The sequence below is a fragment of the Streptomyces sp. RPA4-2 genome (assembly GCF_012273515.2).
Lineage (GTDB): Bacteria > Actinomycetota > Actinomycetes > Streptomycetales > Streptomycetaceae > Streptomyces > Streptomyces kaempferi.
In genome coordinates, this window is the sequence record NZ_CP050975.2 from 3368660 (window position 1) to 3390492 (window position 21833).

General features: G+C 71.4%; 18 protein-coding genes. 14 read left to right on the forward strand and 4 right to left on the reverse strand.

Going from position 1 to position 21833, the window contains the following annotated elements:
* Positions 1-2: 2 nt before the first annotated feature.
* The 9 genes from HEP85_RS14585 to HEP85_RS14625 all read left to right on the forward strand — a co-directional run bounded on the left by HEP85_RS14585 (position 3) and on the right by HEP85_RS14625 (position 14074).
* Positions 3-1268, forward strand: coding sequence for a 6-phospho-beta-glucosidase (locus HEP85_RS14585; RefSeq protein ID WP_168528153.1), 1266 nt, complete (start codon positions 3-5; stop codon positions 1266-1268).
* On the forward strand, positions 1265-2278 hold the full coding sequence (locus tag HEP85_RS14590) for an N-acetylglucosamine kinase (protein ID WP_168528154.1): 1014 nt from the start codon (positions 1265-1267) through the stop codon (positions 2276-2278). The genes HEP85_RS14585 and HEP85_RS14590 overlap by 4 nt, the downstream gene beginning before the upstream one ends.
* 882 nt (positions 2279-3160) lie before the next feature.
* The gene (locus HEP85_RS14595) at positions 3161-4615 is read left to right on the forward strand and encodes a hypothetical protein (protein ID WP_211117964.1); all 1455 of its coding nucleotides are present in this window, start codon (positions 3161-3163) and stop codon (positions 4613-4615) included.
* A 14-nt stretch (positions 4616-4629) separates the two neighbouring features.
* A complete protein-coding gene (locus tag HEP85_RS14600) occupies positions 4630-5646 on the forward strand; it encodes a glutamate ABC transporter substrate-binding protein (protein WP_168528156.1) in 1017 nt (338 codons plus the stop codon).
* A gap of 114 nt (positions 5647-5760) precedes the next feature.
* Positions 5761-7086 carry a hypothetical protein gene (locus tag HEP85_RS14605; RefSeq protein ID WP_168528157.1) on the forward strand — a complete coding sequence of 442 codons (1326 nt, stop codon included), beginning with the start codon at positions 5761-5763 and terminating at the stop codon, positions 7084-7086.
* Positions 7087-7105: 19 nt separating this feature from the next.
* Positions 7106-9676 (forward strand): tetratricopeptide repeat protein, encoded by a 2571-nt coding sequence (locus HEP85_RS14610; protein WP_329287913.1) that lies wholly within the window; start codon positions 7106-7108, stop codon positions 9674-9676.
* 2 nt (positions 9677-9678) lie between these two features.
* Positions 9679-11205: a PP2C family serine/threonine-protein phosphatase gene (locus tag HEP85_RS14615; protein WP_168533625.1), complete on the forward strand. Its 1527-nt coding sequence runs from the start codon at positions 9679-9681 to the stop codon at positions 11203-11205.
* A gap of 138 nt (positions 11206-11343) precedes the next feature.
* Positions 11344-12690 (forward strand): VWA domain-containing protein, encoded by a 1347-nt coding sequence (locus tag HEP85_RS14620; protein WP_168528158.1) that lies wholly within the window; start codon positions 11344-11346, stop codon positions 12688-12690.
* 73 nt (positions 12691-12763) lie between these two features.
* Positions 12764-14074: an FHA domain-containing protein gene (locus tag HEP85_RS14625; protein WP_356014442.1), complete on the forward strand. Its 1311-nt coding sequence runs from the start codon at positions 12764-12766 to the stop codon at positions 14072-14074.
* A 176-nt stretch (positions 14075-14250) separates the two neighbouring features.
* Here the strand turns inward: HEP85_RS14625 and HEP85_RS14630 are convergent, their stop codons facing one another.
* On the reverse strand, positions 14251-15234 hold the full coding sequence (locus tag HEP85_RS14630) for a methyltransferase domain-containing protein (RefSeq protein ID WP_168528159.1): 984 nt from the start codon (positions 15232-15234) through the stop codon (positions 14251-14253).
* A 155-nt stretch (positions 15235-15389) separates the two neighbouring features.
* Between HEP85_RS14630 and HEP85_RS14635 the strand changes: the two genes are divergently transcribed.
* A complete protein-coding gene (locus tag HEP85_RS14635; RefSeq protein WP_211117965.1) occupies positions 15390-15803 on the forward strand; it encodes a globin in 414 nt (137 codons plus the stop codon).
* Between the two features lie 66 nt (positions 15804-15869).
* Here HEP85_RS14635 and HEP85_RS14640 read toward each other — a convergent pair whose 3' ends face one another.
* Genes HEP85_RS14640 through ettA form a run of 3 tightly spaced genes read right to left on the reverse strand, consistent with a single transcriptional unit; the run spans position 15870 to position 18633 of the window.
* Positions 15870-16559 (reverse strand): hypothetical protein, encoded by a 690-nt coding sequence (locus tag HEP85_RS14640; protein WP_329287917.1) that lies wholly within the window; start codon positions 16557-16559, stop codon positions 15870-15872.
* Positions 16556-16966, reverse strand: coding sequence for a thioesterase family protein (locus HEP85_RS14645; protein WP_168528162.1), 411 nt, complete (start codon positions 16964-16966; stop codon positions 16556-16558). Before HEP85_RS14645 ends, HEP85_RS14640 begins: the two co-directional genes overlap by 4 nt.
* Positions 16967-16968: 2 nt before the next feature.
* Complete coding sequence (gene ettA, locus HEP85_RS14650; protein ID WP_168528163.1) at positions 16969-18633, reverse strand: energy-dependent translational throttle protein EttA; 1665 nt, start codon at positions 18631-18633, stop codon at positions 16969-16971.
* A gap of 640 nt (positions 18634-19273) precedes the next feature.
* On the opposite strand from ettA, the gene HEP85_RS14655 reads away from it, so the two are divergent.
* The 4 genes from HEP85_RS14655 to HEP85_RS14670 all read left to right on the forward strand — a co-directional run bounded on the left by HEP85_RS14655 (position 19274) and on the right by HEP85_RS14670 (position 21549).
* Entirely contained in the window at positions 19274-19915 is a 642-nt protein-coding gene (locus tag HEP85_RS14655) for a cysteine hydrolase (RefSeq protein WP_168533627.1), read from the forward strand.
* 163 nt (positions 19916-20078) lie between these two features.
* The gene (locus HEP85_RS14660) at positions 20079-20426 is read left to right on the forward strand and encodes a DUF1622 domain-containing protein (protein ID WP_168528164.1); all 348 of its coding nucleotides are present in this window, start codon (positions 20079-20081) and stop codon (positions 20424-20426) included.
* 73 nt (positions 20427-20499) lie between these two features.
* The gene (locus HEP85_RS14665; RefSeq protein ID WP_248001929.1) at positions 20500-21042 is read left to right on the forward strand and encodes a hypothetical protein; all 543 of its coding nucleotides are present in this window, start codon (positions 20500-20502) and stop codon (positions 21040-21042) included.
* A 198-nt stretch (positions 21043-21240) separates the two neighbouring features.
* The gene (locus tag HEP85_RS14670) at positions 21241-21549 is read left to right on the forward strand and encodes a DUF1876 domain-containing protein (protein WP_248001930.1); all 309 of its coding nucleotides are present in this window, start codon (positions 21241-21243) and stop codon (positions 21547-21549) included.
* Positions 21550-21833: the final 284 nt, after the last annotated feature.

A 21833-nucleotide genomic window follows, 5' to 3' on the forward strand; every position in this document is an offset into this window, starting at 1 on the left:
CTATGAAACTGGCAGTAGTGGGCGGGGGCTCCACCTACACCCCTGAACTCATCGACGGCTTCGCCCGGTTGCGGGACACCCTGCCCGTCGAGGAGCTGGTCCTCGTCGACCCGGCCCCCGAACGGCTGGAGCTGGTGGGCGGCCTCGCCCGGCGCATCTTCGCCAAGCAGGGGCACCCCGGCCGGATCGTCACCACCGACGACCTGGACGCGGGCGTCGAGGGCGCCGACGCCGTACTGCTCCAGCTGCGCGTCGGCGGCCAGGCGGCCCGCGAGCAGGACGAGACCTGGCCCCTGGAGTGCGGTTGCGTCGGCCAGGAGACGACGGGCGCGGGCGGCCTGGCCAAGGCGCTGCGCACGGTGCCGGTGGTGCTGGACATCGCCGAGCGCGTCCGCCGCGCCAACCCGAACGCCTGGATCATCGACTTCACCAACCCCGTCGGGATCGTCACCCGCGCCCTGCTCCAGGCCGGACACCGGGCCGTCGGGCTGTGCAACGTGGCGATCGGATTCCAGCGCAGGTTCGCCGCGATGCTCGGCGTCGCGCCGGCGGACGTCCATCTGGACCATGTGGGCCTCAACCACCTCACCTGGGAAACCGGTGTGCGCCTGGGTGGCCCCGAGGGCGACAACGTGCTGCCGAAGCTGCTCGCCGAGCACGGCGACGCCCTCGCCGACGACCTGCGCCTGCCGCGCGACATCATCGACCGGCTGGGCGTCGTCCCGTCCTACTACCTGCGCTACTTCTACGCCCACGACGAGGTCGTGCGAGAGCTGCGCACCAAGCCGTCGCGGGCCGCCGAAGTCGCCGAGATGGAACGGGAACTGCTGAAGATGTACGGCGACCCGTCCCTCGACGAGAAGCCGGCGCTGCTCGCCAAGCGGGGCGGCGCCTACTACTCGGAGGCGGCCGTCGATCTCGCGGCCGCGCTGCTCGGCGGGGGCGGCAGTCCGTACCAGGTGGTGAACACGTACAACAAGGGCACGCTGCCGTTCCTGCCGGACGACGCCGTCATCGAGGTGCAGGCGGCGGTCGGTCCGCACGGGCCTACACCCATGCCGGTGCAGCCGGTGGACCCGCTGTACGCCGGGCTGATGGCCAACGTCACCGCGTACGAGGACCTGGCGCTGGAGGCCGCCCTGCGCGGCGGCCGCGACCGGGTCTTCCGGGCCCTCCTCAGCCACCCCCTGGTCGGCCAGTACGCGTACGCCGACGCGCTGACCGACCAGCTGATCGCGCACAACCGGGAGCACCTCGCGTGGGCATGACCTCATCGGGATCCGAAGCCGGGACGGCCTCCGGGTCCGGCCCCGTGGGTCCGGTGCTCGCCATCGACGCGGGGAACAGCAAGACCGACGTCGCGGTGGTCGCGGCCGACGGCACGGTGCTCGCCACCGCGCGCGGCGGCGGGTTCCGGCCGCCGACGGTCGGTGTCGACGTGGCCGTGGACGCGCTCGCCGAAGCGGTCGGCCGGGCCTTCGCCGACGCCGGGATCGACTCGGTCGCCCATGTCTCGGCGTGTCTGGCCAACGCCGATCTCCCGGTGGAGGAAGAGCAGTTGGCGGACGCGCTGCGGGCGCGTGCGTGGGGCGCCGGCGTGGAGGTGCGCAACGACACGTTCGCGATCCTGCGCGCGGGGATCGCGGAGCCGCGCGGGGTCGCCGTGGTGTGCGGCGCCGGTATCAACTGCGTCGGCATGCTGCCCGACGGCCGTACCGCCCGCTTCCCCGCGCTGGGCCGCATCTCCGGGGACTGGGGCGGGGGTTGGGGGATGGCCGAGGAGGCGCTGTGGCACGCGGCGCGGGCCGAGGACGGACGCGGCGGTCCGACCGCGCTGACCCGCACGCTGCCCGGCCACTTCGGGCTCGACTCCATGTACGCGCTGATCGAGGCGCTGCACCTCGAACACATCGGACAGGCGCGGCGGCACGAGCTGACGCCGGTGCTGTTCGCCACGGCCGTGGACGGGGATCCGGTGGCCCGTGCGCTCGTCGACCGGCTCGCCGACGAGGTCGTCGCGATGGCGACGGTGGCGCTGGCGCGGCTGGACCTCATGGACGAGGAGGCTCCCGTCCTGCTCGGCGGCAGCATTCTCGCCGCGCGCCATCCCCAACTCGACGACCGCATCCGCGAACTGCTCTCCGAGCGGGCCCCCAAGGCCGTCCCCCAGGTGGTCACGGCCCGCCCCGTGCTCGGCGCCGCGCTGCTGGGTCTGGATCACATCGGTGCGGCGGGCGAGGCCCACGCCCGCGTACGGGGGTTCTACGAGGGTTCCTGAGGTCACCCGCCCCCGGGGGCTGCCGCCCCCGGACCCCCGCATCGGCCTGAACGGCCTCGTCCTCAAGCGCCGGACGGGCTGGAGGATGTGGGCCTGCGCTCGGCACATACCTGGGGGCTCCGCCCCCAGACCTCCGTTCGGCCTCAAGGGCCTCGTCCTCAAACGCCGGACGGGCTGGAGATGCGGGCCGGCGCTGGACAGTTCCGGTCCGGCCGTCGGCCTCGCAGCCCGTCTGCCGGCCTTGCAGTCAGGCCGTCGGCGGTCGGCTGTCGGCTGTCGGCTGTCGGCTTTCAACGCCAGGCCTCAGGCGTCAGGCGTCACGCCTCAGGCCTCAGGCCTCAGGCCTCAGGCCTCAGGCCCCAGGCCTCAGGCCCCAGCCGTCAGGCGTCACGCCTCAGGCCTCAGCCGTCAGGCGTCAGGCCCCAGGCCCCAGGCCTCAGCCGTCAGACATCAGGCCTCAGGCCTCAGGCCTCAGGCCTCAGGCCTCAGGCCTCAGGCGCCAGCCGTCAGGCGGCACGCCTCAGCCGTCAGGCGCCAGGCCTCACGCGTCAGCCTTTCAGCGCGGGCCCGCATCTCCAGCCCGTCCGGCGTTTGAGGACGAGCCCTTCGGGCGATGCGGGGGTCCAGGGGGCGGCAGCCCCTTGGCGGGGTCCGGGGCGGAGCCCCAGGTACGGCCACCAGCGGCAAGGGAACCGAACGGATACCGAACGCGTATTCATGGTCAGGGGATCCCGCGGAGCGCCCCGTCGTAATCCGAACAAGATCCAGTCAAGGCCTGTGCGGATGTCGGCCCCGGCGGCGATACTTGCGGCCGTGCACCTCCCCTCGCGCTCCCGCGCGCGCGGGGGACGGTGACCGACGGATGACCATGGGGGAGGTCACGTGACACACCCGCCGCAAGGCAGCACGGCACCACCACGGCCCACGGCCGCGACCACGGTGCCGGCCGTCCCGCCGCAGTCCGGCTCCCCCGCACCGCCGGGGAGACCGCCTGTGACGGGCCCGGACGCGATGCCCGCGCGCCGCACGGCCTGGGCCGAGGGCGTCGACCGGCTGCGCGCCGCGGCGACGACGGAGCCGGGCAGGCTCCGTATCATCGGCGCCGTACTCGCCCTGCTGGTCGTCGCGTTCGGCGCGGTCACGGCCTGGCAGACGACGGAGCGTTCGGCGGCCGCGGATGACGTGCTGCACAGCAGTCAGCCGCTGAGCGCCGGCGCGGCGGACATCTACCGCTCCCTCGCGGACGCCAACACCGCGGCCTCCAGCGGCTTCCTGGCGGGTGGCCAGGAGACGGCTGCCTCCCGCGACCGGTACGAGAAGGACATCCGGACGGCGGCCCAGGGCCTGATCACCGCCGCCGCCAGTTCCGACCCCGGCTCCCCCTCCGCGCACACCATCACGCGGCTCAACCAACTGCTGCCCGAGTACAAGGGCCTGGTCGAGCGGGCCCGTGCCAACAACCGCCTGGGCTACCCGCTGGGCGGCGCCTATCTGCGGTACGCGAACGAGAAGATGCAGGGGGAGATGCTCCCGGCCGCCAAGGACCTCTACGAACGGGAGAACACGCGGCTGAGCGCCGACTACGCGGACGCCAAACCGTACCCGTGGGCGGCCATCGGCCTCGGCGTGCTGGTGCTGGCGGGACTCGCCTGGGCCCAGCACCGCCAGTACCGGCACACGAACCGGGTCCTGAACCAGGGCATGGTCGCCGCGACCGCCGCCTCGACGGTCGTCCTGCTCTGGCTCGTGGTCGGCCACACCGTGGCCCGGGCCGAGCTGAACGCCTCGTACGACCACGGCGTCCGTTCGCTGAACGTCCTGCACGACGCCCGGATCGCGTCACTGAACGCCCGGGGCAACGAGAACCTGACGCTGGTCAGCCGCGGTGCCGAGACCAAGGAGGTGTCGCCCACCGAGGTCGTGGACCGGTACGACTACGACTTCCAGCAGGACATGAAGACGCTCACCAAAGGTCTGGCCCTGGCGGCGGACCTCGCCGACGACAAGGCGGGCGAGACCCCCGTGACCGCGGCGACCGGCAACATGAAGGTCTGGAAGGCCCGTCACCTGGACGCCCGCAAGGCCGACGACGACGGCAACTACCAGGGCGCGCTGGACAAGGTCATAGGCGCCAAGGGCGCGACGGGCGAGTGCTTCGACGGCGTCGACACCAACCTGGCGCTGGCACTGACGCACGAGGAGAGCGAGTTCAAGCGGGCGGCGGGCGACGGCCTGGGCGCGATGACCGGCCTGCCGGCCGGCGCGGCGGCCCTCGCGGTGCTGGCCGCCGCGGGCGCGCTGCTGGGCATCGGGCGCAGGCTTTCGGAGTACCGGTGAAAGGGGGATCGGCGATGACCGCACGGCGCCTGAGGGCGAGTCTGAAGGGCTGGGGCGGCGTGGGAGCGATGGCCCTCGCCCTGGTCGTCACCACCGTCTTCGCCCTGCTCCTGCCGCTGAACACCGCCCGTGGGGAGGGCGGTGCGGGCATCGGCGGCCAGGGAGTGGCGCGGGCCACCCAGGCGAAGGCCGACGCGTGCACCGACAGCACCGCCCAGGACAAGAGCCCGGCCCCGTCCGGTGACGAGAGCGGCGACGCGATCACAGCCATCAAGGAGCGCGGCTATCTGTCGGTCGGCGTCGACCAGAACAGCTACCGCTGGGGCTACCGCGATCCGAACAGCACGAAGAAGAGCAGTGACCTGGAGGGCTTCGACATCGATCTCGCGCACGAGATCGCCAAGGAGATCCTCGGCAGCCCGGCCGCGGTCCGGTTCCACGCCATCCCCACCAACCAGCGCGTCCCGGCGATCAAGAACGGCCAGGTCGACATGGTGGTCCGCACCATGACGATCAACTGTGCCCGGCTGAAGGACGTCGCGTTCTCCGCCCCCTACTTCGTCACCGGCCAGCAGGTACTGGCCCCGAAGGCGTCGGCCATCGAGGGCTACGACGCGTCACTGGCGAAGCAGCGGATCTGCACCGCGTCGGGATCCACGGCCCACGAGAAGCTGGCCGCCGACCAGAAGGTGGGCAAGCTCGCCTCCTCCGCCGACATCTCCACCACCGTGCCGAACCAACTCGACTGCCTGGTAAGGCTGCAGCTCGGCCAGGTCGACGCCGTGGTGACCGACGGCGCGCTCGCCGCGAGCCAGGCCGCGCAGGACCCGACGGTCGAGCTGAAGGGCAGCACCTTCACCACCGAGTACTACGGCGTGGCGATGAAGCGGGGCGCGGAGGATCTGGTACGCCGGGTCAACCAGGTGCTGGTGGACTACGTCAAGAGCGGTGGCTGGCAGGCCTCGTACGACAAGTGGCTGTCCCCGACCCTGGGCGCGGACTCGCCGTCGTCGAAGCCACCCACGACGTGACACCGGCGGACACCTCGAGGCGAGCCGCGGGGGCGACCGAGCTGATACGACTGGAGAGTTACCCCGGCGCACCGGACGGGCGCGCGGGACACGACCGAGAGCGAGAGGTGATCGATGGGCGTCACGGGACCCCCCGAGCCGGTGATGGACCGGGACGAGGTGGACCGTGCGCTGGCGCGGCTCGGCGCGGAGCACGAGGCCATCGAGACCTCGCTCCTCGCCCTGCAGGACCACGCGGGCCGCAGACTCCTCGAAGGCGCCGAGCTCACGGGCACGACCAAGGAGCGCTGGACGACCGCGAACGCGTCGATCACGCTGCTGTGGGCGTACTTCGACGCGTACACGGACGCGCTGCGCTCCGCCCGCGACATCCGTTCGCGGCGGCGCTGGTCGAGCCGTGAGGACCTGGTCGAGCTGACCGAGCTGCTGCGCGGCGCGAGCGTCACGATCGCCGGTTCGGCCACCGCGACGGCGAACGCCCCGACGCTGTCCGGGGCGGGCCGGCTCAGCGAGCGGTTCTCGCTGGCCGCCCTGGTCGAGCGGATGAACGAGTTGTACGCGTCGTCGCTCGACATGGTCGTGACCGCGGACGCCGTCTGGTCCGCGCTGCCCGCCCGGATCGATTTACTGGCCGCGGAACTCCAGCGCACCCGCCAGCTCGCGCACTCCGTGGGCGTGCGCCCCGGTGAGCACCCGTCGGGCGACGATCTGGAACGGATCACCCGGACGCTGACCACCCTGCGCGAACGCGTCATCTCCGACCCCCTGGCCTTCTGGGTGCCCGCGCAGGGCAGTTCGGCGCCCGGCGGCGGCCGCCCGGACACGACGACGTACGACCGCGAGGCGCGCGCCCTGGAGGACGTGCGCCGGGAGATCGACGCGGTGCTCACCGTCCGGCAGGACGCGGAGGCCCGACTGGTGCGGCTGCGCGACCTGCTCAGCCGTGCCGACCGCACCCTCGCGGAGGCGCGAAGCGCCCGCGGTGAGGTGCTGGCGAAGATCGCCGCGTCCGAGGTCCCCGCCGTCAGCGGCCCGCCGACGGTGCTGCAGGAGCAGTTGGCGACGGCCGCGGAGTACCGCAGACACGCCCAGTGGCACCGTCTCTCGCCCCTTCTGGAGGCCCTGGAGGAGAAGGCCGAGGACGAACTGCTGCGGGCCCGCGAGTCGTTGACGGCGGTCACCGCGCCGCTGGCGATCCGCGCGGAACTGCGCGGCCGCCTCGACGCGTACAAGGCGAAGGTGGCACGGCACGGCCTCGCGGAGGATCCGTTCCTCATCGAGCGCTACGACGCGGCGCGGCGCATGCTGTGGAGCGCGCCCTGCGATCTGCGCGTCGCTGAGGACGCGGTGCTGCGCTATCAGCGCGCGGCGGCCGATCTGTTGAGCCCGCGGGTGCCGGAGCAGGGCGGGCCCACCGACCGGAGAGGGCCCCAGGCGTGAGCGTTGAAGGTGATGCGGGATGAATGAACAGCCTGAGGGCGAGGAGCGGCGCACGTGCCAGCGACCCGGTTGCCCGGGGTCGTACGAGGACATGGGCGACGGCGAGCTGTACTGCGACACGTGCGGTCTGGCACCGGTCGTCTCGGCGACCGGCATGGTGGGCTCGCCCCCGACCGGGATCACGGCCGGCGGGCGGGGTTCGCGCGGGTCCGGCAGCCGCAGCGCCCGCTCCGGTTCGCCGGCCAGCTCCCGTACGTCGTCACGTTCCTCGCAGTCCCGGCGTTCGGTCTCCGGCCGGCTGTCGCGCTCGGTGTCGGGCACCTCGACCGGCCGCTCGGTGTCGGTGCGCAGCTCCGGTTCGACCACCGGTTCCAGTGGACGCGGCCGGCTCGGCGCCGGTCTCGTGCAGGTTCCGGACGTGCCGCGGCCGGACCCGCGCGCGATGGTCCTGGAGAACCCGGAGGTGCCCGAGCGCAAGCGGTTCTGCTCGCGCTCCGACTGCGGTGCGCCGGTGGGGCGTTCGCGGGGCGAGCGGACCGGGCGCACCGAGGGGTTCTGCACCAAGTGCGGTCACCCGTACTCGTTCGTGCCGAAGCTGCAGGCGGCCGACATCGTGCACGGCCAGTACGAGGTGGCGGGCTGTCTCGCGCACGGCGGCCTCGGCTGGGTCTACCTGGCCGTCGACCGCGCGGTCTCCGACCGGTGGGTGGTCCTCAAGGGCCTGCTGGACACGGGCGACCAGGACGCGATGGAGGCGGCGATCTCCGAGCGGCGCTTCCTCGCGGAGATCGAACACTCCAACATCGTGCGGATCTACAACTTCGTCGAGCACCTGGACCAGCGGACCGGGTCGCTGGACGGGTACATCGTGATGGAGTACGTCGGCGGCAAGTCCCTCAAGGAGATCGCCAACGGACGCCGGACGGCGGACGGGAAGCGTGATCCGCTGCCGGTGGAGCAGGCCTGCGCGTACGGGATCGAGGCCCTGGAGGCGCTCGGGCACCTGCACAGCCGCAACCTGCTGTACTGCGACTTCAAGGTCGACAACGCGATCCAGACCGAGGACCAGCTCAAGCTGATCGACATGGGCGCGGTGCGCAGGATGGACGACGAGGAGTCGGCCATCTACGGCACGGTGGGCTACCAGGCGCCGGAGGTGGCCGAGGTCGGCCCGTCGGTCGCCTCCGACCTGTACACCGTCGCGCGCACGCTCGCCGTCCTCACCTTCGACTTCCAGGGGTACACGAACGTCTTCGTGGACTCCCTGCCGGACCCGGACACCATCGAGGTCTTCCGCCAGTACGAGTCGTTCTACCGGCTGCTGGTCCGTGCCACCGATCCCGACCCGGTCCGCCGGTTCGCCTCGGCGCAGGAGATGGCGGAGCAGCTGACGGGGGTGCTCAGGGAGGTCGTGTCCCTCCAGACGGGGCGCGCCCGCCCCGCCCTGTCCACGCTGTTCGGGCCGGAGCTCAAGCTCACGGACACGGAGCTGTTCGGGAAGCTGGACGGGGACGTGTCGCGGCTGGGGGCGCGGCTGGTCCCGGTGAGACGGAGAAAGGGCGTGCCGGCACCGCGGACCGGCACACCGGGCGTCGACGGTACGCCCGCGCTCCTGACGGCCCCGGCCCCCGCTCCGGCGACCCTGGTCAAGCCGTTGAACGCCGCCGCCACGGCCCTCGCGCTGCCGGTCCCCCTGGTCGACCCGGGCGACCCCAACGCGGGCTTCCTCGCGGGCCTGATGGCGTCCGCGCCCAGCGAGCTGATCACCGCGCTGCAGGCGGCTCCCACCGGTTCCCTGGAGCTGCGTCTGCGTGAACTGCGGGCCCGGCTGGAGATGGGTGAGCCGACCGGTGCGGCCGGGGCGCTGGAAGCCCTGGAGGCGGACCATCCGGACGACTGGCGGGTGGTCTGGTACCGGGGCGTCGCGGCGCTGGCGACGGGGGAGCACGAGATCGCGGCGCTGTCCTTCGACGCGATCTACGACGCCTTCCCCGGCGAGCCCGCGCCGAAGCTGGCCCTCGGACTGTGCGCGGAGGTGCTGGGGCAGCTGGACAACGCCGCCGAGTACTACCGCCTGGTGTGGACGACCGACCCCAGTCATGTCAGCTCGGCGTTCGGCCTGGCCCGCGTCCAGCTCGCGGCGGGCGACCGCCGTGGCTCCGTACGCACGCTGGAGTCCGTACCGGAGTCGTCGATCCACTACACGGCGGCGCGGGTCGCGGCCGTACGGGCGCGGCTGCGGCAGCGGCTCGCCGAGGAGGCCGCGGCGGCGCCGTTCCTGGACGATCTGACCGCCGCCGCGGGCCAGGTCGAGGCGCTGGACGGATACGGTCTGGACGCCGTGCGACGCGAGCAGTTGTCGACGGAAGTCCTCGGCTGCGCCCTGGACTGGGTACTCTCCGGTAGCCAGGGTTCCGTCCCGCACTCCGGTGGCGGACGGGTGCTGCTCGGCAGTGAGCTGGACGAGCGCGGTCTCCGCTTCGGTCTGGAGCGCTCGTACCGCACGCTGGCCCGGCTCGCGCGGGGCGGCGAGGAGAGGATCGACCTGGTGGAACGTGCCAACCGTTACCGCCCCCGGACGTGGGTGTGATGATGTCCCAGATGCCCCAGCCGACGGCCCTTTCGCGGTGCCCCAGTTGTGAGGAGCCCCTGGAGGCGGGTGACCGCTTCTGCGGTGCGTGCGGGTTCGACCTGTCCGCGGTGCCCGCACCGCCCGAGGACCACCCCACGATCACCATGAACGGCACGCCGGCGCGTCCGCCTTCGGCCGTCGCCTCCGTGGACTGGCCCGTCGCGCCCGAGCCGACGAGCTCCGGCACGCCCGTGCACCGGGCCGCCGACATCCAGGGAACCGACTCGGGTGGCTCCGAACTCCCGCACGAACACGGGCACGGGCACGGACAGCCGGGATCCGCGGGCCCACAGCCCCCGGCGCCGGGCATCCAGTCCGCCGGTGCGCAACCGGCCGGTCCTCAACCTGCCGGTTCTCAGCCCGCCGGTGCGCAACCGGCCGGTCCTCAACCCGCCGGTGCGCAACCGGCCGGTCCTCAACCCGCCGGTGCTCAGCCCGCCGGTGTGCGCTTCGACCGGCCCCCGGAGCCCGACGAGTACCCGCTGGCTCCCCCGGTAAGCGCCCCGGCCGAAGCCCCCGCCGGGCCCCTCGCCGATCCGCGGACCGCGGACCTCGGCACGCCCCCCGCCGGCACCAAACTCTGCGTCGCCTGCCGTTCGGGCCACGTCGACAGCGACGGCTACTGCGAGAACTGCGGTCACGCCCAGCCACGCGAACGCGACCACATGGAGCAGGAGTTGACCGCCGTCGCCGCGGTCAGCGACCGCGGTCTGCGCCACCACCGCAACGAGGACGCCTTCGCGATCTCCTCGACCGCGCTGCCCGACGGCTCCCCCGCCGTCGTCGCGATCGTCTGCGACGGCGTCTCCTCGGCGACCCGCCCCGACGAGGCCTCGCTCGCCGCGTCCCGCGTGGCCGCCGAGGCGCTCCTCGCGGCACTGCCCCTGGGCACCCACCCGCAGCAGGCCATGCACGAGGCGATCGTCGCCGCCGCGGAGGCCGTCAACTCCCTGGCCGAGGCGCCTCCCGCCCAGGACGAACACGCCCCGCACCAGAACGCGCCCGCCTGCACCCTGGTCGGCGCCGTCGTCACCCCCGCCCTGCTGATCGTCGGCTGGGTCGGTGACAGCCGCGCCTACTGGGTCCCCGTCGACCGGAGTTCGCCCCCGGCCCGGCTCACCGAGGACGACTCCTGGGCGGCGCAGATGGTCGCCGCCGGCCTGATGAGCGAGGCGCAGGCGTACGCCGACGAGCGCGCCCACGCCATCACGGGCTGGCTCGGCGCGGACGCGTACGAACTGGAGCCGCACACCGCGTCCTTCAAGCCGGACCGGCCGGGGGTGGTCGTGGTGTGCACCGACGGACTGTGGAACTACGCCGAGGCGGCGGAGGAGATGGCCGAGGTCGTCCCGCTCGACGCCGCCGAACGGCCGCTGCACAGCGCCCAGGTGATGGTCGGCCACGCCCTGGACGGCGGGGGCCACGACAACGTAACAGTGGCCGTCGTGCCGTTCCCCGCGCCGTCGCAGGGGGCAGGATCGGCCTGAGGCCGCGAAGACGCGCGAGCGACGACGCCGACGGCGTCAACGACTCCGACGGGGTCGGCCTCGGACCGGAGGGGACCGGTCCGCGGACAGTCATCACCTCCGTCAACCACCGGAGGCCTTGAGGGGGACGAAGAAGGCATGGCCAATTTCTCGAAGTCGAACGTGCCGCAGTTCTCGGTCGACGTGTACCAGAACGAGTACCTGCCCGAGAACGGCCGTGAGGTCAACGCGATCGTCACGGTGAGCGCCACCGGCGGCGGCACCGTGGGGAGCGCGGTCGGCGCGCCCCACCTGTACACCGCGGGGCAGAGCCCGGACGCGGCCGTGGCGATCATGGTCGACTGCTCGGGCTCGATGGACTACCCGCAGACCAAGATGCGCAACGCGCGGGACGCGACGGCCGCCGCGATCGACACCCTGCGCGACGGTGTGCACTTCGCGGTCATCGGCGGCACCCACGTCGCCAAGGAGGTCTACCCGGGCTCCGGACGGCTCGCGGTGGCCGACGCGACCACCCGCGAGCAGGCCAAACAGTCGCTGCGCAGGCTGACCGCGGGCGGTGGTACGGCGATCGGCACCTGGCTGCGCCTCGCCGACCGGCTGCTGTCCTCGGCGGAGGTGTCGATCAGGCACGGCATCCTGCTCACCGACGGCCGCAACGAACACGAGTCGCCGGAGGATCTGAAGGCCGCGCTGGACTCCTGCGCCGGACGGTTCACCTGTGACGCGCGTGGAGTGGGCACCGACTGGGAGGTCAAGGAGGTCACGGGGATCGCCTCGGCGCTGCTCGGCACCGCCGACATCGTCGCCGACCCCGCCGCCCTGTCCGCCGACTTCACGCACATGATGGAGACGGCGATGGGCAAGGAGGTCGCGGACGTCTCGCTGCGGCTGTGGACGCCCGTCGGTACGGCGATCAAGTTCGTCAAGCAAGTCGCCCCCACCGTCGCGGAACTGACCGGCCGTCGTACCGAGGTAGGCCCCCGCGCCGGCGACTATCCCACGGGTTCCTGGGGCGACGAGTCCCGCGACTACCACGTGTGCGTCGAGGTCCCGCTGGCCGGGGTCGGCCAGGAGATGCTGGCCGCCCGGGTCTCGCTGGTGATCCCGCAGGGCGACGGGAGCGCGCAGAACCTCGGCGCGCAGGGTCTCGTACGGGCGGTGTGGACCGACGACATGGTGGCCTCGACGAGGATCAACTCGCAGGTCGCGCACTACACAGGTCAGGCGGAACTGGCACAAGTCATCCAACAGGGGCTCGATCTTCGCAAATCGGGAGATGTCGACGGCGCAACGGCCAAGCTGGGCCGCGCCGTTCAGCTCGCGAATGTGTCCGGCAACGCCGATACTGCGAAACTGCTTGCGAAGGTGGTGGACGTGGTCGACGCCGCGGCAGGTACTGTCAGATTGAAGGCAAAGGTCGAAGAGGCCGACGAAATGACGCTCGAGACACGGTCCACAAAGACTGTTCGTGTAAAGAAGTAGCGAGCCCGGCTCCCGTGGGGAGCCGGAGAAATCCGGTCAGAACGACCGGAAGAGGAGAGGGGGAAGCGCCGACATGCCGACCTGCCCGAACGGACACCAGTCGGGTTCCGACGACTGGTGCGAGGTCTGCGGTCACCGCATGGCCGGTGCCGTGCCTCCGCCCCCACCACCGCCGGCCGGATACGGCTATCCGACGCCGGGTTCGCCGCCCGGTCCCGGCGGACGCCCGCACCTCTCCACCGTGCCCGGTGCCGAGCCGGAGCTCTGCCCGCAGTGCCGCACGCCCCGTGAGGGCGGCGCGCCGTTCTGCGAGGAGTGCCGGTGGAACTTCCTGACGAACACGGCGACCTCGTACACCCCGGCGGCGCCGCGTCCGCAGGCGCCCGCGCCCGGACTGCCCAATCCGGCGCTGCGGTTCCAGCAGTCCGGCCCGGGGCAGCCGGGCGGTCCGGGACAGCCCGGCGGTCCTGCCGGTCCCGGCGGTGGCCCCGGTCACGACGCGTTCGACTACCAGAGCTCGCGGCCCTCGCAGATGAACCGACCTGCGGAACCGATTCCGCCATACGGGGGGGACCCCTCCGGTTTCCGCGGCGATCCGTCGCGCCAGGGCGGCCCTCCCGGCCCCTCCGGTGGTCCGGGCGGTCACGGTGGTCACGGCGGCTTCGGTGCCGACCCCTCCCGTCAGGGACCGCCGCCCGGGCCCACGTCCGGCGGTCCCGGTGCCCCACAGGCCTTCACGCAGCAGCCGGCCGCGCCCGCGTTCCCGCAGCAGGGGCAGCAGGGGCAGCAGGGGCTCGGCGGCCCGCCCTTCGGCGGCGGTGACGACGACTGGGTGATCTCCCCGCCGGCCGGTGGCCAGGGCGGTCCCGGCGGCCGCCCCGGCGGTCCCGGCCCCGGTCAGGGCGGCGGCTACGGATACCCGCAGCCGGGCGCGACCCAGGCGCCTCCCGGCGTCGGCTACCAGCAGCAGCGGCAGCCCTTGTCCTGGACCGTGACGATCGGCCCCGACCGCGAGTACTTCATGGCGATGATGCAGCGCTCCGGCCCCGAGGCCGCGGGCCTGAACCTGCCCGCGTACTCCCCTGAGCAGCAGCGCCCGCTCACCGGCAACCAGCTGACGATCGGCCGCCGCAGGCACTCCACCGGCGACACCCCCGACGTCGACCTCGCGGTGCCCCCGGAGGACCCGGGGGTCTCGCACCAGCACGCGGTCCTGGTCCAGCAGCCGGACGGCAGCTGGGCGGTCGTCGACCAGAACTCGACGAACGGCACCACGGTCAACGGCGGCGAGGAGCCCATCCAGCCCTTCGTACCCGTCCCCCTTCAGGACGGCGACCGGGTGCACGTCGGCGCCTGGACGACGATCACCATCAGGCTCGGCTGAGCGGCGCGTCCCGTACGCGTGCGGGGGGTCCTCCCGTACGCGTACTTCGTCGTTCCGGGTGCCCGTACGGGCTCACTCCGGTGCGCCTGCCGGAGCCACCGCTCCGGCACCTGCCGGAGCCACTCCGGAGCGCCTGCCAGGGCCTCTCCCCCGCCTGTGCGGCGGTTTCCGGGGCTCTACGGCAGCGGCCAGGCGTGCGGCCCCTCGGGGTCGTCCAGCCACGCCCACGCGTCCGCGCCGCTGACCGTGATCCCGTACCGCTCGCGCACCGGCCGCCGCTCGCGCTCCCACAGCGTGAACGCCTCGTAGGGATCGAGGCTGCCCGCCGTGAGCGTCAGCAGGAACCGGAACAGTTCGTCGCCGCGGGCCCGGCGCGGCAGCCCGCCCAGGTGCTGCGGCTCCGGGTCGTCGGGGCGGGTGTCGCCGCGCAGGGGGACGAAATAGGCGGGCGTGTGCAGGAAGCGCCCCTCGGCGTACCCGGCGTCCCGGACCCGCAGCGCGATCAGGCCGGTGGCCAGCGGTGTGAGAATGACCGCACCCGGACGGCACTGCGCCAGCCAGGGGCGCGGGATCGAGGTCAGCGTGCAGGTCGCCATGATCCGGTCGAACGGGGCCCGCTCGGGAACCCCGCGGGTGCCGTCGCCGGTGACGACGGTGGGATGCCTGCCGACGGTGTCCAGGTGCTGCCGTGCGGACTCGGTGATCTCCGGGTCGAGGTCGACCGTGGTCACCAGGCCGTCACCGAGACGGTGGGCGAGCAGCGCCGCGTTGTAGCCGGTCCCGGCGCCGATCTCCAGTACGGCGTCCCCGTCCCGTATCTCCAGCGCGGTCAGCATCATCGCCATCAGCGACGGCTGGCTGCTGGAGGAGAGCAGCTCGGCGTCCCGGACCCTGGTGGCCAGCGCGGTGTCCGCGTAGGCGCCACGCAGCCAGCGCTCCCGCTGTCCGGGGTCGGGGTCCTCGCACCACACCCGCTCGAAGCCGTCCGAGGCACCGACGTAGTAGTAGGGCACGAAGAGGTGGCGCGGGATCTCCTGGAAGGCCTCCCGCCAGACCGGGTCGGCGTCCCAGGCCCCGCTGGCCTCGATCACGCGTACCAGCGCGGCCCGCGCCGAGGTGGCGAGGTCGTCCAGATCCTTGTCGAGTGTGTGCGCGCCCATACCTCCACTGTGCTGCCGGGAGGGCCGGGAGGCGAGTGCCGGCCGGGCTGATCGGGGGTCCGCGGACCTGGCGGGCGCCGGGTGCGGACCGCTCCGGCGCGTCGGCCCATGGAGTGGTCCTAAGCCTTGAGTCCTCGGTCACCGGGTCTGAGACCATGGGACACGTGAATGAGATTCGGCGCGGCACGCTTCAGGAGCAGACCTTCTACGAGCAGGTCGGCGGCGAGGAGACCTTCCGGCGCCTCGTCCACCGTTTCTACGAGGGAGTCGCCGAGGACCCGCTGCTGAAGCCCATGTACCCCGAGGAGGACCTGGGCCCTGCCGAGGAGCGCCTCACGCTGTTCCTGATCCAGTACTGGGGCGGCCCGACGACCTACGGCGAGAACCGCGGCCACCCCCGGCTGCGGATGCGTCACGCTCCGTTCGCCGTCGACCAGGCGGCGCACGACGCCTGGCTCAAGCACATGCGCGTGGCCGTCGACGAGCTCGGTCTCTCCGAGGAGCACGAGCACACGCTGTGGAACTACCTGACGTACGCGGCGGCTTCGATGGTGAACACGGCCGGTTGACGAGGGCGGGCGGCGCCGGTCGCGCCCCAGAGGGCGACGAAGGACCCGGTCGTACGGGCGGCCGGCTCAGCGGACGCTGACGTCCAGCGCTCCGAGTCCCGCCCGGCGGACGGCGATCGACCCGTAGGGCGTGCGGAGCCGGAGCCACGCTCCCGACGCGTACAGGCCCAACGGGGTCTCCGCGGGGGCGCCCTGGCCGGCCGCGCGGAGGAATCCCAGCGACTGCGCCGCGTGCGCGGCCCGTACCGGAAGGCCGCTGTCACCGATCGGGCGGGACCAGATCTCCCGTCCGATCGCGTCGAGTTCGGCGCGGGTACGCCGGTCGGGCGCCAACTCCTCGGTGCGGGACCGGAATTCGGCGACCGCGGCACCGACCGACGCGCGCACGGCGTCCGTCGCGGGCAGCCCCGGCTCCTGCCGCCAGCCGCCGCGGGGCGGCAGCACGCCCGCCCACGGCGGACCGGTGACGGCCGCGGGAACGGTGACCGTGGCCGCCGACTCCTCGACGGACTCCAGGAGTTCACCGGCGGAGACGGTCACGTCGAGCGTGACGTCGAGCCCGTTCTCGTACGGCTTGTCGAGCCGCACCGTACGGATCGCGAGGACCTCGAACGCCGGCGGGCGCCCGAAGACGGCGAGCGCGGTGCCGGACGCCTGGAGGCGCACGGCGGCCGCGCGGTCGTAGTGGATCAGCCGGGCGAGGAAGGCGGCGAGGTCCGCCGCCTCCCCGTCGTCGGCGAGGTACAGGGCGGTCATGCAGCGACGACCTCGTCCACGTCGTCCCGGTACTCCTCCAGGAACTCGCGCTCCTGCGCCGTGATCCGGCGCGGACGCTGCTGCGTGAAGTCGAACGGCACGATCACCGTCGAGGCCGTGACGTAGATCTGGTCAGGGTCCTTGACCTCGTAGGCGATCGTGAACGACGCCGCTCGTATCTGCGTCACCCACAGCTCGATGTCCACCGGCGTGTGCCGGTGGACCAGCTGCCGCTTGTAGTCGATCTCATGGCGTGCCACCACGGATCCCTGCTGGAAGTCCTTCTCCGGGCGGAACAGGAAGTCGATACGGGCTTCCTCCAGGTACCGGAGGAAGACCACGTTGTTCACGTGGCCGTACGCGTCCATGTCCGCCCAGCGCAGCGGGCAGCGGTAGATGTGCCGCAAGATCAGCCCCGGGTCAGCTTCTTGTAGGTGGCGCGGTGCGGGCGGGCCGCGTCGGCGCCGAGCCGCTCGACCTTGTTCTTCTCGTACGACTCGAAGTTGCCCTCGAACCAGTACCACTTCGACTCACCCTCGTACGCGAGGATGTGCGTCGCGACCCGGTCCAGGAACCAACGGTCGTGGGAGATGACCACGGCCGCACCGGGGAACTCCAGGAGCGCGTTCTCGAGCGAGGACAGGGTCTCCACGTCGAGGTCGTTGGTGGGCTCGTCGAGGAGCAGCAGGTTGCCGCCCTCCTTGAGGGTCAGCGCCAGGTTCAGCCGGTTGCGCTCACCGCCGGAGAGGACACCCGCGGGCTTCTGCTGGTCCGGGCCCTTGAAGCCGAAGGCGGACACGTAGGCCCGCGACGGCATCTCGACCTGACCGACGTTGATGTAGTCGAGCTCGTCGGAGACGACGGCCCACAGCGTCTTCTTGGGGTCGATGTTGGCGCGGCTCTGGTCGACGTAGCTGATCTTGACCGTGTCGCCGACCTTGATCGCGCCGGTGTCCGGCGTCTCCAGGCCCTGGATCATCTTGAACAGCGTGGTCTTGCCGGCGCCGTTCGGGCCGATGACGCCGACGATGCCGTTGCGCGGCAGCGTGAAGCTGAGGTCGTCGATGAGGACCTTGTCGCCGAACGCCTTGGAGAGGTTCTGGACCTCGACGACGATGGAGCCCAGTCGCGGGCCCGGCGGGATCTGGATCTCCTCGAAGTCCAGCTTCCGCATCTTGTCGGCCTCGGCCGCCATCTCCTCGTAACGGGCGAGGCGGGCCTTGGACTTGGTCTGACGGCCCTTGGCGTTGGACCGGACCCACTCCAGCTCTTCCTTGAGCCGCTTGGCGCGCTTCTCGTCCTTGCGGCCCTCGACCTTGAGGCGGGCGGACTTCTTGTCGAGGTACGTGGAGTAGTTGCCCTCGTAGGGGATCGCGCGGCCACGGTCCAGTTCGAGGATCCACTCGGCGACGTTGTTCAGGAAGTACCGGTCGTGCGTGACGGCGACGACGGCGCCCGCGTACTTCGTGAGGTGCTGCTCCAGCCAGTTCACCGACTCGGCGTCGAGATGGTTGGTGGGCTCGTCGAGGAGGAGCAGGTCCGGAGCCTCGATCAGCAGCTTGCAGAGCGCCACCCGGCGCTTCTCGCCACCGGAGAGGTTGGTGACCGGCCAGTCGCCGGGCGGGCAGCCCAGCGCGTCCATGGCCTGTTCGAGCTGCGCGTCGAGGTCCCAGGCGTTGGAGTGGTCCAGGTCGTCCTGGAGCTTCCCCATCTCCTCCATGAGCGCGTCCGAGTAGTCGGTCGCCATCAGCTCGGCGACCTCGTTGAAACGGCTGAGCTTGCCCATCAGCTCTTTGGCGCCGTCCTGGACGTTCTCCAGCACCGTCTTCGACTCGTCCAGCTCCGGCTCCTGCATGAGGATGCCGACGCTGAAACCGGGCGACAGGAACGCGTCGCCGTTGGAGGGCTGCTCGATGCCCGCCATGATCTTGAGAACGGTGGACTTACCGGCACCGTTCGGACCGACCACACCGATCTTCGCGCCCGGGAGGAAGCTCAGGGTGACGTCGTCGAGGATCACCTTGTCGCCGTGCGCCTTGCGCGTCTTGCGCATGGTGTAAATGAACTCAGCCAAGAGAAACCGTCCGGACGCTTGAAATCGGCAGTGGGCAGATACACCCCATCTTGCCTGACGGCCACCCCTCGAAGGAAACGCGTTCCGGCCGTGGGCCGTGACCTGGCCGTTCACCGGCTGTCCTGACAGCCGGGTGTCACGGATCGTCGCCGTCGATCACGGTGAGCGACCTCGGCCCCACGGCGGGCAGCTCCAGGACATGCGGCATGCTGCCGATCTCGGCCAGTCCCAAGGCGTTGGGCACGGCATCGCCCGGCGGGGGCAATCCGCACTCATCCACGGCTGGAGCATGACCGCTCCGGAGGTTCATCGACCGCCGCTTCCGCCGCTTCGCAAGTTCGATCGCGGTCGCGTGGAGGTGCTTCCCCGCGTCGAGGTCATCGAATGGTCGGCGGGCGCCCGCGGTCACGCGGCCCTTTCACGTGCTCGTTACGGGCCATCCCGCCAGAGCCGAACCGAGCACTCCGCGCACCGGTACAGAGCGGTGTCATGCGATGCAGAACGCACCGTGGTGGGTCACAGTGGAACGGAGGGAGAGACCTCGCGTCACCGTACCGGAATGCGCTTCGGAAGGACATCCGCTGTACCGAATACTCACCACACCAGTGGTTTGTCGTCGCGTGAGGAGCGCCAGGTGGAAATGAAGAATACCGACACGGCGGTTGTATTCATTGACCCACAGAACGACGTGCTGAGCGAGAGCGGAGCGAACTGGGACGCGGTGGGGGCGAGCGTCACAGAGAACAGGACCGTCGAGAACATGGAGAGGATCTTCGAGGCGGCGAAGGCGGAGGGATATGAGGTCTTCATCTCGCCCCATTACTTCTACCCGACCGACAACGGATGGCGAATGAACGGGCCGCTCGAGACAAGCGAGCTCGAGACCCACACGTTCGCACGGACGGGACAGCTCGATCTGACCGGATTCCGGGGCTCCGGGGCAGACTGGCTGGACCGCTTCAAGCCCTATATCGAAGACGGCAGAACAGTGGTCGCCAGCCCGCACAAGGTATTCGGACCGGAAACCAACGACTTGGTACTGCAACTGCGCAAGCGGGGAATGCAGAGGATTATTCTTGGCGGAATGCTGGCGAACATGTGCGTCGAGTCCCATATGCGTCACCTCATCGAGGAGGGATTCGAGGTCACCGTGGTGAGGGATGCAACAGCAGGGCCCCGACACCCGGTGTGGGGCGACGGCTATCAGGCGGCGATCATCAACTACAGCTTCTTCGCGCATGCGTTGCTGTCGACTGACGAAGTACTCGATCGAATGCGCTGAGGAACTCGCAGCCGGGAAATAGCGCTCGCGCCCGTCCGATGGTTACGCTTCCGTGGAAACACGTCCAGCCCGACTGCGGTCGGTGCCCGGAACGACGCGTCAGTAGCACCAGGGGTTGCGGACCACAAACGAGCGGATTCGGGTCGGCGCGATAGGGGATACCGTGGAGTTCCAACACATCGTGGAGCTGGTCGGTCGAGCCGTCGACGGATTCGGCGTGGCCATCATAGTCGTGGGAACGCTCTTGGCGACCGTTCTCGCGGCTGTCCGGCTCAGTCGCCGACAGGCGGGTGTGTACCGCGGCTATCGCCGTCGCGTCGGGCGGTCGATCCTGCTGGGGCTGGAATTCCTCGTTGCCGGCGATATCATCCGTACGGTCGCCGTCGCACCGACGTACGAAAGCGTCGGAGTGCTGGCCCTGATCGTGGGCATTCGCACCTTCCTCAGCTTTTCTCTCGAGCTCGAGATCACCGGGCGGTGGCCCTGGCAGAAGCCGGTGGCCGGAGACTGACCCCGCGCGGCGCGGAATGGCAGCGGCCGGACTCTCTTGCGATCCTGGTCCGGTGGCACGTGATCCTGGAAAGGTGGCACACCGCACCTCCGCGCACGGTCCGGACCCCGGGCCGGGCCCCGGACCGGACTCCGGTCCCACGCCCGACACGCCCCGGACCGACTACACCGGTGCGATCTACGGGTCGCTCCTGGCCGCCTCGGTGGTGGCCGGGGCCGGTGCGCTCGGCCCGCATCCGCGCGGCGAGCTCGTGGCCCTCCTGCTCTGCACCGGTGTGGTGTTCTGGGGCGCGCACGCCTACGTCCGGTTCATCGGAAACCGATTGCGGCATCAGTCGGTGACCTGGCGGGAGATCCGCCAGGTGTGCGCTCGCGAGTGGCCGATCGTCCAGGCGGCGTTCCTGCCCGCCGTCGCCGTGGCGATCAGTCCACTCCTGGGGCTCGGGGTCGAAGGGGCGGGATGGCTCGCTCTGGGCGTCGCCGTGACCCAGCAGGTCGGCTGGGCCACGGCCATGGTCATCCGGGCCGGTGCCTCACGCGGTGCCGTGGCGTCCGTCGCCGCCGTCAACCTCGTCCTCGGGTTGATCATCGTGGCCGCCAAGGTCGCGCTCCACTGAGTCCCTTGCTTCCTGTGATGGGCTTCCCGGACTCCCGGGCTTCCGGGCTTCCGATGGCCGAGGTGCGCGACTCTGCGCGCACAGGCGATTGCCGAGCGTCAACATCTCGCCCACCCCGTGCGGAGCCGGGCGAAGAAGCACACTCTGGAAGGAGGGCTGGGGTAGCAGGGGCTGGGGTCGGCCCCGGAGGTGATCACGATGACGCAGACGACAGACATGAAGCCGACTCGACCGCAGGCGCGGACCGCCGTCGGCTGGCACGTCGAGATGGAGTTCGAGGAGGACGAGCACCGCACGCGTGCCGCCGCCCTCCTACGGCTCGCCGACGGGAACGAGGTGCGGGCGCACGGGTACGCCAGCCGCCACCCCAGCGACTCGAACCAGCCGAGGGTCGGCGAGGAGGTCGCGGGAGCGCGGGCGCTCAACGAACTGGCGATGAAGCTGCTGACCAAGGCGCACGGCGAGATCGACGAGGTGTCGGGCAGAACCTCGCATCCGCTGCGGTGACGTTGCGACGGGAGTGACGGTCCGGCGGAGCCGGGGCTCACCTGGCCGAGGTCTCGTCCATGTCCCTGACCGGGTGACGTGGAACTCGACCGGGTGAAGGCTCGGCCGGGTGGGGCGTCGTGCCCGAGTGCGGGGCGCCGGTCCAAGGACGGACTCGGGGCCTGCCCCGTCGGCCGTCGGCGTGATCCACGGGCCTGGCGGCAAGCCCATCGGCGTGCCGCTTCCCGGTGTGCTCTTCCCGCAGGACACCCGGTGATACGAGTGATGCGCCCGTGGCGAGGCAT